This window comes from Kribbella sp. NPDC049174, assembly GCF_043197365.1.
Taxonomy (GTDB): domain Bacteria; phylum Actinomycetota; class Actinomycetes; order Propionibacteriales; family Kribbellaceae; genus Kribbella.
This window is the reverse complement of record NZ_JBICSZ010000006.1, coordinates 391,351-405,069: the sequence shown is the minus strand read 5'-3', so window position 1 is coordinate 405,069 and position 13,719 is coordinate 391,351. Positions and strand designations below refer to the sequence as shown.

Here is a 13,719-nt window from a genome sequence, read left to right as displayed (position 1 = left end):
CGACAAACTCACCCGCGCCCGCATGTACGTCGGCATGACCCGCGGCCGCCACAGCAACCACACGTACGTCGCCACCCACACGACCACCGCAGAGCAACACGAACCGCAGTTCCCCCAAACCATGCAAGGCGTCCTCGAGACAGTCCTCGAACAGGACGGCATCGAACGCTCCGCCCACGAAATCATGCGCAATCAACTCGACTGGACATCGTCGACCAAGCAGCCCTCCAAGCCTCCCCCGCCCTCATCACCGCCCTACGCCGAGCCGAACACCGAGGTAGACGTCCCCACCACCATCCGCCAAGCCGTCACCCAGTCCTCCCTCAACAATGCCAACGACCTAGCCGCAGTCCTCCACGCCCGCATCGAACCCCAGATCGCACAACGCGCGGACTGGCTTGCGAAGGACGTCGAATCAGGACGTGAACCCTGGCAGCGAACCATCGTCGAGTTAGTGGACAGGCCAGGCGAGAGCTCCCAGATCTTCCGCGACGTAGCGGCCTACCGCGAGCTCTACCGAGTTCGAAGTCTCGAGGTACTCGGATCGCCACCGGCACCCGACGCACACGCGCAACTCCGCCAACACGCTCGCCTCAGTACGGCTCTGGAACAGGATCCTCCGCAGGAACTCCGGACCGTACCCGACGCGCACCTTGCTACCGACTTCGAGACATCCCGAGATTACGTCTGAGATCGCACCCTAGATGCCCGGCCCAAAGCCTGGCACTTGCCGGTCGTCTCAGGTTCGAGCTACTACTCGCGAGACCCCCTTCACCGGCGGCCTTGGATGAACACTGCTACGAGCGCGACCAGGTCCACCGTGGCGCTAAAGGTGCCCGCAAGCTCACGACTGGTGGTTTGGGGTTTGGGCACCGGGTCGTCGCGGCAGGCAGACTGCCGCGGCCGCCCAGACGGGCCACCAGACCAGCCACCGTCGTCAGCGGCAAGGTGGGTGGGCGCTCAGCAAAGGAATGGACACATGGAGATCATCGGAGTCATCGTCGCGGGCATAATCATCGGCCTGCTCGGCAAGTTTGTCGCTCCGGGCGACAAGGACAACATCCCGATCTGGCTCACCGTCGTGTGCGGCATCGGCGGCGTGATCCTCGGATGGTTCGTTTACACCGCGTTCGGCGGTAACGGCAGCCCGGGTATCGACTGGGTGCGCTGGATCGTAGCAATCGCGATCGCGGCCGTACTGGTAGTCATCGCCTCCGCGGTGACCGGCCGAAACACCTCGGCGCACCACTAAGCAGACGGTCTCCCCGCCACCCGCCGGATCTTCGAGATCGGCAGCCGATCCGACGAGATGATCCTGGCATCCGAAGCGACGGCGGTGGCCTCATTTTGTTGCCCCGATTGCGATCTGTCTCGGCCCGGTGGTCTCGCACCCTGACTCCTTGCGGGCGTGCCGTGCCGGGGCGGATCGGTCCCGATTCAGCACATACAAACTGCCCGGTGCGGGTACCGAAGGAAAACATCTGGGTCAGACCGTAACGACCCCGGCACTCGGCGATCCATGCGCCGGCGCGACTCGTGCCCGTCGCGTCGCACCCTGGCTGCCGCACCCCTCGGAGGCGAATCGTGCACAACGACATCGGCACAATTCTCGGACTGATCCTCGGGGTCTACGTCGCCATAGCCGCACTTCTTGTCACGCTCGTTCATTTCGAGAAGTCATCCGAAAGCGCAGGCCCGGCCAGCAACCCCAGATCGCCCCACCGGCCACGTCCCGACGAAGCAGATCAACCCGTAGGCCTCGCGCCCCGACGGCCCCGCACGCAGGTCGCACCAAGGTGGCTACCGCACCACTAGTCATCGCGCGCACCCAACGCGATCTTTGCTTGGCGCGGAAGAGATCAGTGGCGATCCTCAGACGGCCATCAACGAGTCATGAGCGTCATTTGATCCAACAGCGTCGTCCTCAACCTTCGCAGTCCGCGCCGCCCGCGGCAGCCTCGCCGGCCCTGATGTCGCACCCGCGAATCGCGCGGCGACTCCGCGCCAGCGCGTAGTCATCGCGTCGCCGATCACATCCGTTGTGGCGGCCCGCAGCGCTCATCACGGCCTGGTCTCGTTTGTCGGTTCCTCGATCCTCGACGACGATCGGTCTTGTCTGAAGGACCAATCGGGAGACCGCGGAGCGGACCAATCAGAGCTCCGAGCGGCTGTCGCCGGTTGAGTGGGACAGCCAGGTGAGGTCAGAGGGTCCGCTGCGGTTGGCGGAGGTGCGGAGGGCATTGTCGTGAGAGATTGCGAGGACGCACATGTCGTTCGTGCCTGCCTGGTACAGGAGGAGGTGCCAGATGCCGCGCCGAGGGGCGGTCATCATGTCGCCTAGTTCGACGACCATCTGCCGAATGTGGTCGTGACCCGCTCAGGTACCTCCAGGCCGGTGAGCTCGGCGTCCGCCGCTCGCTTCTCGGCCGCCGCGGCCGTCGTACTGCTCGATCAGTGCCGTTGGATCCCAGCCAGCTCGAGCGCCTTCCGCAGTCGAGCCATCGCCGCCTCCGTCACCTCGATCCGCTGAGCCAGCCCGACCGCAGCTGGTGTCGACTCGTGATCATCGTCTACCGCTGCAAGCGCCGCCGAGGCACCGGCCTCCGAGTTCAAACAAAAGGCCGGTGTCGCGGCGACGCGAGTCCGTGCGTCAGATCGGCAGCGGATCGTAGTTGGCGCCGAACGGCGCATCCGGCCTTGCGAAGTCCCCCATCAATGCGCGCCTCAGGGGCGTGGTGCGCTCAAGGAACTCGGGGTCGTTGCTGAAACGGTCGGCCATGCGGACCCACGGTGGGCTGTAGACGTAGTGCGTTGTATAGCGGTCGTAGTCGCCATCGTGGCGGAAGGTTCGATGCCAGACGCCGTTGTGGAACACCAGAGCAGCCCCGGCCTCGGCGCACACGACATGGCCGATCGCGATGTCGTCGTTGCTCTCACGGATTGCATCGGGTAGACCGACCCGCGAGCGGTGGCTGCCGGGAATCAGCTCCATGTTGCCCATGCCGGGCACAGTCTGATCGGTGAGCAGATACGACACGCGGAGCTGAAGCAAGGGAACCGGGTATCCCAGGTCCTTGAAGTCGAAGGCGGACGATCCGTCCTGGTGCCAACGGCCGTTCCCCGCGTGCGCCGGCTGCATGGTGTTCCAGCCGGCCTGCAGTACGAATCGGTCGCCGAGCAGACCCTGCACCTTCGGAAGGACGTCAGGATGATCTATGAGCCGCTCGAGAACCGGCTCACTCTCGTAGGTCCGGCCGATCTGCCCGAACTCGCGGTCGCGGTTCTGGTGCAGACGCCGCGAAACATCGTAAGCCTCGGCGGCCTCGTCCTTCGTCAAGACGTTGGGAATCATGAAGTAGCCCCACGACTCGAAGATGAAGCGGTCAGTCTCGGTCAGCTGACCTTTGTCGACGACGGGATCGAGCATCACTCTGTCCTCTTCTTCATGTTGTTGGAACGGCTTCTCGGATCTGGCATCACAGCGACCAGGGAGTCGGACGGATCACCAGATCGGCTGGTGGTCAGCGCAACAGCCACCACTCGAGGCAACCCGCGGATGGTGGCTGTCAGTGTTCGCTGAGGTGCTCAGATCCTCAGGGCACGCGACCATCGCCGGAAACGGGGCAAGGCGATGGGGTCCTGAGGTTCCGCATGAACCTCGTGCAGGTACGGGCGGAGCTCGTGGCAGTCTGCCGGCATGCGGCTCGCCAGGCCGTGCACGAGGTGGATGATTGCGGTCACGATCCAATCCTGACGCCAGTCGTATACCGATAAACATCCAACTCACCCGGATTGGCACCCAACTCAGAATTCGCCGGCCCGCCTGCTAGGTCCCGCGGGAGCATCGCGAGCCGGCCACGGGACTCGCGTAACGGTCTGTACTTCTGCCGATGTATCACCTGCAGGCCGGGTCAAGGCATCCCGGCCGGAGCCTCTGGGACCGGGACAGTCAACGAGCGCGTCGAGTACCACGTCGAAGGCAGTCCCGATCCCCTCCCGGCGTCGCAGCACCAAGCCCACCGTCTGACAACTACGTGCTGTCCGCAAGGTCGTTGAGCGCAGCCGGGGCCGATGGTGATCAGCGGTTATGGGGTACGACCGATGGGATCCGTGTCGATGTCCAGGCGTGTGGTCAAGGTGCGTGTCCCGCCTCGGACAGTTCGTTGCTCATCTGCCCTCCCGCGCCAGGTACTACAGCAAGGGCCACGGCGGGCTCCAGGTCATCCGGAGTCCTGCTGGGAATGCTTCGAGCGCGGACAGCGGCCTCCCCGCGGCTGTCGGTCGATTCCCCTCAAGACGCGCAGCGTCAAATTCGGCGTCCCACTCGTTGTGAATACGCGCAAGGTTGAAAAAGCGCGGAGACCAATTCACCTGTTGGAGCGAGAATCAAAGGCAGAAGGTCGAATCCTGTCAGTCGGTCACACCTTCGGGTGGGGCTGCGGGGGTGCGGCGCCATTCGAGGGTTGAGATCACGCTGGTGATGGCGCAGGCCAGGAGGAGCGCGCCGACGATGAGCCACTCGGCGGTGCCGGAACCTTGGTCCGGGTCGAAGCCGAAGGCTTCCAGCCATTCGTGCCAGAAGAGGGTGACGACGAACAGGACGCCGGTGACGATGGCGAGCACGAGCTCGAACCAGAAACGGCGACGGACGGGCTGACCTGGATCCGGCATCGGTGACTCTCCCCTACGGCGGAACCGCTCCCCATGTTCTTGCAGGATCCGCTTTCCACCACCCCCGTCGCAAGGCCTGCAGATGTCAAACACTTGCAACCTTGACGGTGGTTGGGACGGAGAGGAGTGTGGAAATTTGACGTGCGGCCGGTGGACCTGGGGGCGGGTCCGGCCGGCGTACTCATTGGGGGGTGTCGAGGTGCGTCCAGAATCGGTGGAAATCAAGATCACGCTGGCCGGCGCGCGCATCGAGGAGGCGGTCGACCAACTGGGGCTGACGGGCGGCGACGCCTGGACGGTGGTGTTCTGCGAGGACGTCACCGACGCCGCGGCGTCGACGGCATTGCTCGACATCGGGGTCGTTCTGCGGGTGCGCGGCAAGACCGCGACGAGCGGCGACTCGACGATCAAGCTCCGGCCCAGTCGCTGGTCCCAGCTCGATCCGGAGTACTTCGAGAATCGGGAGGCCGGCGACGAGGAGCTGAAGATCGAGGCGGATTGGGCGGGCGAGAAGCGGTCGCTCGCCACGGCGATGACCGTGCAATGGACGGACTCGCGGCTGTCGGCCGCGCAGGCCGACGCCGGGCTGGTCCCCGAACTGTTCAGCAAGGAACAGCTCGACTTCCTCGGTAAGTGCGGCGAGGGCCGGGTCAACCTCGCGGCCGTCAGCATGCTGCCGCCGATCGCCGCTACCCGGTACGAGAAGTTCACCGTCGACGGCCTGACGTCAGAGGTGCGGGCCGAACGCTGGCAGGTCGACGCCGGGCTCGACTTCCTGGAGCTGTCAATCGTCGCCAAGCCGAAGAAGGCCGTTGCCGCTCAGGCCGCGCTGACTGCCTTCGTGAACCAGCAGCAACTGCCGGTGGACGACAGCCAGGTCAGCAAGACCCAGCGGGTCCTCGCTCATCTGATCGCCAAGTCAACGATCTGACCTGGACGCGCGCACATGAGCGAGAACGAGCAGGTCCCGGGTCCGGCCTTCCAGGCGAGAGGTGTCTCAGATGCCCTGGAGGTCAAGCTGTCGCGCTAGGACCTCAGATCGTCAGCAAGCGCGCGGCCTGCCGCGGCGCTGGGCCGGTCGCCCAATCCGATCGGACATCGAGGAGTTCCGCCGTCCGACGGGACGGCGCGATCCCCAGCTCCCGAGCCAGTAGGTCGGCCAACGACGAGAACTGCCGGAGCGCCTCGCCGAGGTTGCCCTCCGCAAGATGGACCGCGATGACCGCGCGGTGGGCGGTCTCGCGCAGCGGATCGGCAGCGACCGCGGCGAGAGCCGCGTCGAGTGCCAGCGCGTGCCGTCCGGCGCGCAGCAAGCGGTGCGACAGGGACTCCAGCGCGTGCAGCCGCATCTGCCGCAACCGTTCGCGTTCGAGCTCCACGAAGTCGTCGCACCACCCTGGCAACAGCTCCCCCGACAAGCTCTCCGCATCAACCGCGGACAGCTCGACGGCAGACGTCTCGTCGACGAGGGCTCGGGCCAATCCACGCAACGCGTCGATGTCGACCTCGACGTCGCGACGGAGCGACAGGTGCGACGCCGAAAGGCTGACCAGCTGCGGACTACTCCGGCGCAGCCGCCAGATGACGGACCGCAGATTGGCGTAGGCCCGCGCTTCGGTCTTGTCCATCCACAGGCATTGCGAGACGTACGAGCGTTCCACCGGCGAGCCGCGCAACGCGAGCAAGGCGACCAGCCGATGGGCGCTCGCCGGGACGTGCATCGCGACACCACCCGACGTCACGACGAAACGATCAAGCAACCGTACGACGACCATCACCGACCACCCCCCTGTACCGCGTCCCCGGCTGGTGAGGTCCGGGGCACAAGACGATCATCGGCCCCAGGGTCAGGAATCTGAAGACGTCGCGGCATCTCCTCTGTCGCCGGCCTCGCCTCGTACAAGCGTTTCGAAGATCCGGTCGAGAACCTCCGCGACGAGTTGACCGGCCTCAGAGCGGCGCGCGACCAGCGGCCCGAGGATCTCGGGAGTGCGGTCACCGATCGAGACCTGCACGCGCAGCAACAGCGCATCGTCGTCTGCTGCCGATCCTTCGATCTGCTCGCAGCGGATCACAACGCCAGCCCAGCCGGTGGCCATGCAGGTAGCGCAGCAGGTCCGGCGTCACGACAGCGTGTTCGGCGCATCGCCACACAGCCCCTCGCGACACACCTGGTGGGCGCGGCAGCGCTCACCCCACGGGCAGAGCGCCGTAACGCCGGGGTGACGCCGTCGCGACGTCTGGGCGACCCCCGACCTGATCGCATGGACGAATGATTGTGCGACCGATGATCGGCGACTGGGAGTTGCCGTGCATCGAGCGCGTCGAGCTGCATCAGGCGCGGCGTCAGGTCCGGCTCGGCGTACCGGGCCTGCTCGGTGATCTGCACCAGGACCTCGGTGTCGAGAGTCTTGCCGTCACCATCACGGGCAGCCTGTCCGGCGCGGAGACGCGGTCCGGATTCCTGGAGGCGTTGCAGGAGCAGTTCCGCAGCGGTGACCCGGTGCCGTTCGTCGCCGACATCGTGGAGTCCAGCGAACTCGAGGACGTCGTCATCGTCAGCTTCGACGTGATCGAGACCGACGAGTGGGTCGACGCCCTGCGCTACCGCATCGTGGTACGCCAGTACGTCGAGCCGCCCGAGCCGCCGCCTCTGGTTCCGGAGCTCCCGCTGGACGACCTCGCCGGCCTCGCGGATCTGGCCGGGAAGCTGCTCGACGGTCTCGATCTGCCGGCGCTGCTGGGCGGCGTACCGGCGCTGGCCGATCCGAGCGAACCGATCCGGCCCGCGCTGGGTACGGCGCGGGACGCGGTGGCCGGTGTTCCGGCGCTGCTCGGCGGACTGCGAGATGCCCTCGGGATGCCGGCGTGACACTGCATCGAGTCCTCGACCCGCTCGCCGCACATCTGGCAAGCGCGCTGAACGGTGTCCGGGTGGACGACGTCGCACCGGTCGCGACCGTCGATCTGCCGTGCGCCGTACTGTCCCTGGATGCCGTGACGCAGACCTTGGTCGGAGTCGGCCGGGTACCTCGCGGGACTCGCACCGGCGCGCTGCGGTTGGCAGCGACCGTCGACCTCGCCGACCCGGTTCTCGATCTGGGCGGCGGCGAGACCCTCGACCTGCTCTCGGCCGATCGCCGGACGCTCACACTCCCCCACGGCCCGCTGGTCCGCGCCGACGGCACGCCCGATCCACCGTTCGGTCCGGGCGACGTGATCGCCGACGACGGCGCGCTGTTCACGGTCGTCGCCGGTACGCCGGTCGGACGCCAGGTCCAGGTCGATCCACCGGAGGGGACCCTGTTGTTCGGCGTACCGCTGGCCACCACCGGCGACCTCGATGTGACCTACCACGTCGGCCAGTGGGACGTCGTCAGCACCCGCGTGCAGGGCACCCTCGTCGTCGAGGTCGTTGCCGGCACCGCGGCGGCGGTCGCGGACACCTCGCGCGCAGTCGCCACTGCGCTCGCCGCGAGCGACCCCGGGATGCGCACCACGCCGTTGTCCTGGAGCCCGGTCCGTCCTGCCGAGTTGCCCGACGAGACCGCCACGCGAGCCCAGGTCACCACGTTCCAGCTGGACGCCGAACTGGAGGAGCCGGTGCTCACCTCCGGCGGCGGCGTGATCAGCCGGGTCGCCGTCACCAGCACCCTGTCCAGTCCCCCGGACATCCCCTTGCCCATTGAGCCGTTCACCGTCACGCGAGGAGCCACGACATGAGCGAGTCCATCGCCGAGATGGTCATCCCCGGCACGTACATCGAGGTACGGGCCGAAGGACTGATCGCGGTCGGCGGCATCTCCACCGGAAACATCGGCATCGTCGGCACTGCCGGACGTGGTCCGGTCGACACCGTCGTACCGATCGGATCGTTCACCGAGGCCGCCGACATCTTCGGTCAACCGGACGCCTTCGCGTCGCCCCGAGTGACGGACACCCCCCTCACACTCACCCGGGCGCTCGAGCAGGCGTACGCCGGCGGTGCCCGCAACGTCTTCGCCATCCGGATCGCCAACGGCGACCGTACGGCGGCCACCCTCAACATCCGTGCCTCCGGAGTGGACCAGCCGGCCTTCACCCTGACCGCCCAGGGCATCGCGGGCGAGACCGGCGCCGAGATCGCCGGCAGCTCGGGCACCTGGGGTCAGGACATCGACGTCGAGGTGGTGGCCGACAGTACGACGTCGCCGGTGACCTGGCGGATGACCGTGGTGTACGGCCAGCTCCGCGAGGTCTACGAAGGCGCGACCGTCGGCGACATCCACGGCAAGCTGGGAACGTCGAAGCTGGTCCGGGCCGGCGCGGTGCAGAACGCCCCGTCGGGTTTCACCGCGCTGCCCACCACCTCCTTGACCGGTGGCACCGATGGCGCGAATGTCAGCGCCGTCGACGTACTGCGTGGGCTGACTGTCCTGGAATCCCAGCCGGTCAACATCCTGCTGGTCGCCGGACTCGGCGCGAACATCGTGGGTACGACGGTCCTCGGCCATCTCGACCGTACCGAGGCCGAAGGCCGGGAACGGATCGCGATCCTCGGCGCCCGAGCCTCCGGTACCGCGACCTCCGCCAGCGGCGTGGAGGCGGACGCGGCGGCCACCAGCGACGACCGGATCGTGCTCGTGGCACCGGGGCTCGTCGCGACGGACGCGCAAACCGGTGCGAACGTGGCGCTGCCGCCGCCGTACCTGGCCGCTGTCGTGGCGGGAAAGCTGTCCACGCTGGCGCCGCAGGTCAGCCTCACCAACAAGGTGCTGCCGGTCGTGCCGGACGTGCGCTACTCCACCGCACTGACCCAGAGCTTGTTGCAGAACCGGGTGCTGCTGGTGCGGCAGAAGTTCGGGGCGCAGGTGGTCAAGGGGATCACGAGTGCGCAACCGCCGTTCACGCAGATCAGCATCCGCCGGATCGTCGACTACGCGAAGGCCGGCGTGCGGCTCGGTGCCGACCCGTACATCGGCAGGCTGAACAACAACCGGGTCCGCAAGGCACTGCAGGCCACGCTCGACGGGTTCCTGTCCCAGATGGTGCTCGACGAGATGCTCGTCGGCTACCAGCTACAGGTCTCGGCCACGCGGGCGCAGGAGCGGGCGGGTCTCTGCTCGGTCGTGATGACTCTGCTGCCCACGTTCTCGATCGACTACATCCGCGTCACCATGAACCTGGAGTGAGGGATCCGCCGTGCCCAACACCAATGTCTACACCGGCATGGACGGCGCGATCACGATCGCCGTCGACGACGCCGCCACCCCGGAAGGCCAGGCCGCCAACACGGTGGCCGAGACCTTCGCCCTGACGCCTGTCGGCCGGGCCACCGATGTCACCGTCCAGGTCACGTCCGCGATGCGGCCGTTCCACGAGATCGGTCAGCGCTACGCCACCGAGCTCCGCCCGGGCAACGTCAACGTCACCGGAACGATGGGCCGCGCGTACATCAACGGCGCACTGCTGCAGCTGATGCTGGGCGAAGCTGGAGCCGGCACGCGTCCGGCGGGTGCGTTCGTCAGCCCGACGTTCAATCTCAGCCTGGTGCTGGAGAATCCGGCGCGGCCCGGGCAGTCGGCGACCGTGACGGTCCACCAGGTCAAGCTGGACGGCTGGTCGCTGACCGTCCCGGAGGACGACTTCGTCCTCGAAGGCGTGACGTTCCGCGCGTTGTGGATCGGGGTCGCGGACGCCGCCGGCGAAGGGGCCTGACGTGCCGACCCTCACCGCCGAGGAGCTGCTCGCGGGATCCGCGCTCACCCACCGGGTGACGCTGCCCGCGCACCTCGTCTCCGGGAGTACGGCGGGAGCCGCGCCGGCCGAGGTGGTAGTGCGGCCTTTGGTACTCGCGGATATCGCTCGACTCAACCGGGCCGCGGCGGACGACGGCGACCTGGCGAGCGCGCTGATGGTGCACCAGGCGTTGGTGGAACCGCGGTTGACGTTGGAGCAGGTGCATCGTCTGCCGGCCGGATTGGTGGAGTTCGTGCTCGGTGAGGTGAACCGGGTCAGCGGGCTGAGCCTGCACGGCGACGAACTGGAGGACGCCGTACACGCACCGCTGGCGCGGGCCTGCTTCGTGCTGGCCCGAGAGTTCGGCTGGACCCCGGACCGCTGCGCCGAACTAACCGTCGGCCAGGTGCTCCTGTACCTGGAAATGCTCGGACGCGGAGAGCACCCGGCATCATGATCACTCCTTCCGGCCTGACCGTCGCCGTACGCCGCGCCCGCCGAACATCCGCCGCGGGCGACGGCCTGCGCGCGGTCCGCGGCCGGTTGCGAGCGCGTGGTCTCGCCGGATCCGATCTGTGCGAACCCCCATCACTCATGGCGTTGCGCCACCCGTGGCGGGACCTGGCAGTCGGCGACGTCGACCTTACGGTCCTTGTCCGAGCGCTCGATCCCGCATCTCCGCCCGAGGTCGGTCCAAGGATCTCGCGGAAGCCTGACTCGCGGGTCTCGAGCGCCGGAGCAGCGTCGGGGCGGGAGGCGAGACCTGATGGTGGCCTGAGGCAACGGCTTTGGTCCGATCCGCAGAGCCGCGTGATCCGGGACGCCCCGGCCCCGGCTGACTCGGCGGTGACGCCGACTGTAATCTCCAACGGGCCAGGGCCGGGTAGTCCTCTGGCACGACAGGGGTCCCGGCTCCCGGACGACGTACCTGACATGACGTCATCCGCACCAGGTTCGGGTGCCGTCGAGGGTGCGCCGGGTGTCGATCGTGCACCGGCAACGTCCAGTCGCCCGGCCGTCGACCCCATCGACCTGCAGCCCGTACCTGTGGGGCAGCTCGCTCAGGGCTCGGACGCCCCGACTCGGCCAGACACCGGGGTCGCCGGAGACCGATCGGACCTGGGCCGCGGCGGCCAGCGCGGACTTGGCGAGCTGTTGCGGCGCTGGGAGGACGTGCAATCGGACGACGCGGCAACGACCTTCCCAGGCGCCAGGCGCATGCCGGTGCGCAGAGCCGCCACGACCCCGCCCGAGGGCGCAACCGACGCCCTCCACCCCTCTCCGCCCAGCGTCGGCCAGCCTGGGGGCACCCCACCCAACGCTGCCGCCTTCGACGCCCCCTCAGTCAATCCCAGTCCCTTCGACGCCACTTCAGTTGACTCCACTCCCTCCGACGACCCCCGACTCGGCGGCACCCGACTGGGCGCCACTTCCCTCGACGCCACCCGATTGAGCGCTACTCCCGCTGGCGCCAATCCACTTGGCGGCACCCGATCTGGCGCCGCTCCGGCGGGCACACGCCGCCCCGGCGTGGAGCCTGAGTTCTCCGGGCCGGATCGCGCGATCCACTACTGGTCTCCCGCTGCGCTCGCGCCGACGGATCTGCTGGGTGATCTCGAGGATGTGGTGGAGGAGGCGCTGGAGGCGCTGGTTTTGCGTGAGGCGGAGCGGTACGGGCTGGATGCGGGGGCGCCGTGAGTATCGGGCGGCCGGTGGCGAGTTTGGGGTTGAGCGGTGGTGCGGCCGCTCCGCCTGGTGGTGCGTTGGGGCTGGCCGAGGCGGCGGTACGCCGGTTGCGGGTGGATCTGTCGGTCGATGAGGCGCATGACCGGGTGGAGCTCGTCCTGTGGGCCGGGTCGAAGCTTGCCGGCGCGGCACCCGGCGATGTACTGAGTGTTGCCCTCAGCAACGGTCAGGGGGATCCGGAGGACGTCTTGCGGGCCGAGGTCAACGGGGTCGACGCGATTGCGGGCGGGTCGGTGCTGACGGCGTTCTCGGCGAGCCGGCGGTTGTCGTTGACGCATTCCGGGCGGTCGTGGCGGCAGACCACGCTCGGACAGGTGGTGCGGGATCTGCTGGGCGACGGCGAGGTGGATGCCGGGGACGTGGCTGCCACGCTCTCGCTTCCCGCCCTCCACGTCGATCCACACCGAAGCATCTGGTCCGCCCTCCACGACCTGGCCCGCCGCACCGGCCACCAGATCACCAGCACCCCCGACGGCAAGGTCTCCTTCACCGGGGCAGCCGGAGCCGGCGGGGTCGGCGCAGTCGGCGGTGGGCTCGCGGGTGTTGGTGGGCTGGGATCGGGCGAGCTTCGGGAAGGTGCTGAGTTGTTGAGCTTCCGGGCCGGGCCGCGGCAGGCGCGCACCGCTCTCACCCGGGTCAGTCCGGCGGGAGCGCAGTACTGGTACTTGTTGGAGGCCGCGCCGGACAGCGGGAGTGACGTCGAGGTCGTGGACCCGGCGCTCCGGACGCGCGAGGCGGCGAACGCCGGCACCGACGCGTTCGCTGCGGACGCCTCGCGGGCGACCCGACGCGCGCGGATGCGGGTGACCGGCCGGCCGGACCTGCGTGCCGGCACGACGATCCAGGCCCGCGGCGAGTCCTACCGGGTGTTGCGCGTCCGGCACGCGGTCGACCCGGCCACCGGCTACCTCTGTGACTTGTTGCTCGAGGGGGATTCGTGACAGGTCTTGTCTCCTTGATGACCGACGTGGCCCGGCGCGAGCTGGCCGCCCACCGCGGTGTCGCGCTCGGCGTCGTCGATGCGGCCCGCACCAACGACGGCGGATCCGGCGAGCACCACCTCGAGTGCGACGTCCGCCTGCACGGCTCCGGACTCGTACTCCAGGACGTCCCGGTCGCCGTCGCGCGACCAGGGTTGTCGGCAGTGCCCAGGCAAGGCGACCTGGTGGTGCTCGGCTTCATCGATGGCGACGTGAACGGCGCCGTACTGCTCGGAACCCTGCACGCCGCCGGCACGCCACCGCCGGACGCGGCTCCCGAGGAAGTGGTCTACGAGGTGCCCGACTCCGGCGGCACCCGGCGACTGGCGTTGCGGCTGCACAACGGCAGCACGCTGACCGTCACCGACGACTCGCTGGAGATCGCGATGGGGTCCACGAAAGTCACGGTCGAGACCGACGGCGGGATCACCTTGGAGGCCGCTGCCGACGTGACCATCAAGGCCAACGGCTCGCTCACGCTGGAGGCCTCGTCGACCGCGACGCTGAAGGGGTCGAGTGTCACCGTCGAGGGCTCCGGGTCCGCGACGCTCAAGGGTGGCACCACGACCATCGCCGGCACGACCAGCTTCTCGGCGGGCTGACC

General features: G+C 68.2%; 15 protein-coding genes. 11 read left to right on the top strand and 4 right to left on the bottom strand.

The features are described from left to right. Positions 1-22: 22 nt before the first annotated feature. On the top strand, positions 23-691 hold the full coding sequence (locus ACGFIF_RS29290; RefSeq protein WP_393158882.1) for a hypothetical protein: 669 nt from the start codon (positions 23-25) through the stop codon (positions 689-691). A gap of 288 nt (positions 692-979) precedes the next feature. Beyond that, the gene (locus ACGFIF_RS29285) at positions 980-1,252 is read left to right on the top strand and encodes a GlsB/YeaQ/YmgE family stress response membrane protein (protein ID WP_393158881.1); all 273 of its coding nucleotides are present in this window, start codon (positions 980-982) and stop codon (positions 1,250-1,252) included. Positions 1,253-2,650: 1,398 nt separating this feature from the next. Here ACGFIF_RS29285 and ACGFIF_RS29280 read toward each other — a convergent pair. Together ACGFIF_RS29280 and ACGFIF_RS29275 are read right to left on the bottom strand one after the other, a co-directional pair. Beyond that, entirely contained in the window at positions 2,651-3,427 is a 777-nt protein-coding gene (locus ACGFIF_RS29280) for a phytanoyl-CoA dioxygenase family protein (protein ID WP_393158880.1), read from the bottom strand. Positions 3,428-4,410: 983 nt separating this feature from the next. Further along, on the bottom strand, positions 4,411-4,671 hold the full coding sequence (locus tag ACGFIF_RS29275) for a hypothetical protein (RefSeq protein ID WP_393158879.1): 261 nt from the start codon (positions 4,669-4,671) through the stop codon (positions 4,411-4,413). 214 nt (positions 4,672-4,885) lie between these two features. Here ACGFIF_RS29275 and ACGFIF_RS29270 point away from each other — a divergent pair, with 214 nt between their 5' ends. Then, on the top strand, positions 4,886-5,602 hold the full coding sequence (locus tag ACGFIF_RS29270; RefSeq protein WP_393158877.1) for a hypothetical protein: 717 nt from the start codon (positions 4,886-4,888) through the stop codon (positions 5,600-5,602). A gap of 103 nt (positions 5,603-5,705) precedes the next feature. Here ACGFIF_RS29270 and ACGFIF_RS29265 read toward each other — a convergent pair whose 3' ends face one another. Beyond that, on the bottom strand, positions 5,706-6,446 hold the full coding sequence (locus ACGFIF_RS29265) for a BTAD domain-containing putative transcriptional regulator (protein ID WP_393158875.1): 741 nt from the start codon (positions 6,444-6,446) through the stop codon (positions 5,706-5,708). Between the two features lie 72 nt (positions 6,447-6,518). Further along, positions 6,519-6,770, bottom strand: a complete 252-nt coding sequence (locus ACGFIF_RS29260; protein ID WP_393158874.1) for a hypothetical protein — start codon at positions 6,768-6,770, stop codon at positions 6,519-6,521. A gap of 173 nt (positions 6,771-6,943) precedes the next feature. On the opposite strand from ACGFIF_RS29260, the gene ACGFIF_RS29255 reads away from it, so the two are divergent. The 8 genes from ACGFIF_RS29255 (at position 6,944) to ACGFIF_RS29220 (ending at position 13,717) form a co-directional block, all read left to right on the top strand. Then, positions 6,944-7,543, top strand: a complete 600-nt coding sequence (locus tag ACGFIF_RS29255; protein WP_393158872.1) for a hypothetical protein — start codon at positions 6,944-6,946, stop codon at positions 7,541-7,543. Next, positions 7,540-8,394, top strand: a complete 855-nt coding sequence (locus tag ACGFIF_RS29250) for a hypothetical protein (protein WP_393158870.1) — start codon at positions 7,540-7,542, stop codon at positions 8,392-8,394. Before ACGFIF_RS29255 ends, ACGFIF_RS29250 begins: the two co-directional genes overlap by 4 nt. Next, positions 8,391-9,842 carry a phage tail sheath C-terminal domain-containing protein gene (locus ACGFIF_RS29245; RefSeq protein ID WP_393158868.1) on the top strand — a complete coding sequence of 484 codons (1,452 nt, stop codon included), beginning with the start codon at positions 8,391-8,393 and terminating at the stop codon, positions 9,840-9,842. The genes ACGFIF_RS29250 and ACGFIF_RS29245 overlap by 4 nt, the downstream gene beginning before the upstream one ends. Positions 9,843-9,852: 10 nt before the next feature. Next, positions 9,853-10,368 (top strand): hypothetical protein, encoded by a 516-nt coding sequence (locus ACGFIF_RS29240; RefSeq protein ID WP_393158866.1) that lies wholly within the window; start codon positions 9,853-9,855, stop codon positions 10,366-10,368. Position 10,369: 1 nt separating this feature from the next. After that, positions 10,370-10,846, top strand: a complete 477-nt coding sequence (locus ACGFIF_RS29235; protein WP_393158865.1) for a hypothetical protein — start codon at positions 10,370-10,372, stop codon at positions 10,844-10,846. A gap of 1,073 nt (positions 10,847-11,919) precedes the next feature. Beyond that, on the top strand, positions 11,920-12,087 hold the full coding sequence (locus ACGFIF_RS29230; RefSeq protein ID WP_393158863.1) for a hypothetical protein: 168 nt from the start codon (positions 11,920-11,922) through the stop codon (positions 12,085-12,087). Positions 12,088-12,101: 14 nt separating this feature from the next. Next, on the top strand, positions 12,102-13,076 hold the full coding sequence (locus ACGFIF_RS29225) for a hypothetical protein (protein ID WP_393158861.1): 975 nt from the start codon (positions 12,102-12,104) through the stop codon (positions 13,074-13,076). 17 nt (positions 13,077-13,093) lie between these two features. Continuing rightward, positions 13,094-13,717: a hypothetical protein gene (locus tag ACGFIF_RS29220; RefSeq protein ID WP_393158860.1), complete on the top strand. Its 624-nt coding sequence runs from the start codon at positions 13,094-13,096 to the stop codon at positions 13,715-13,717. Positions 13,718-13,719 lie beyond the last annotated feature (2 nt).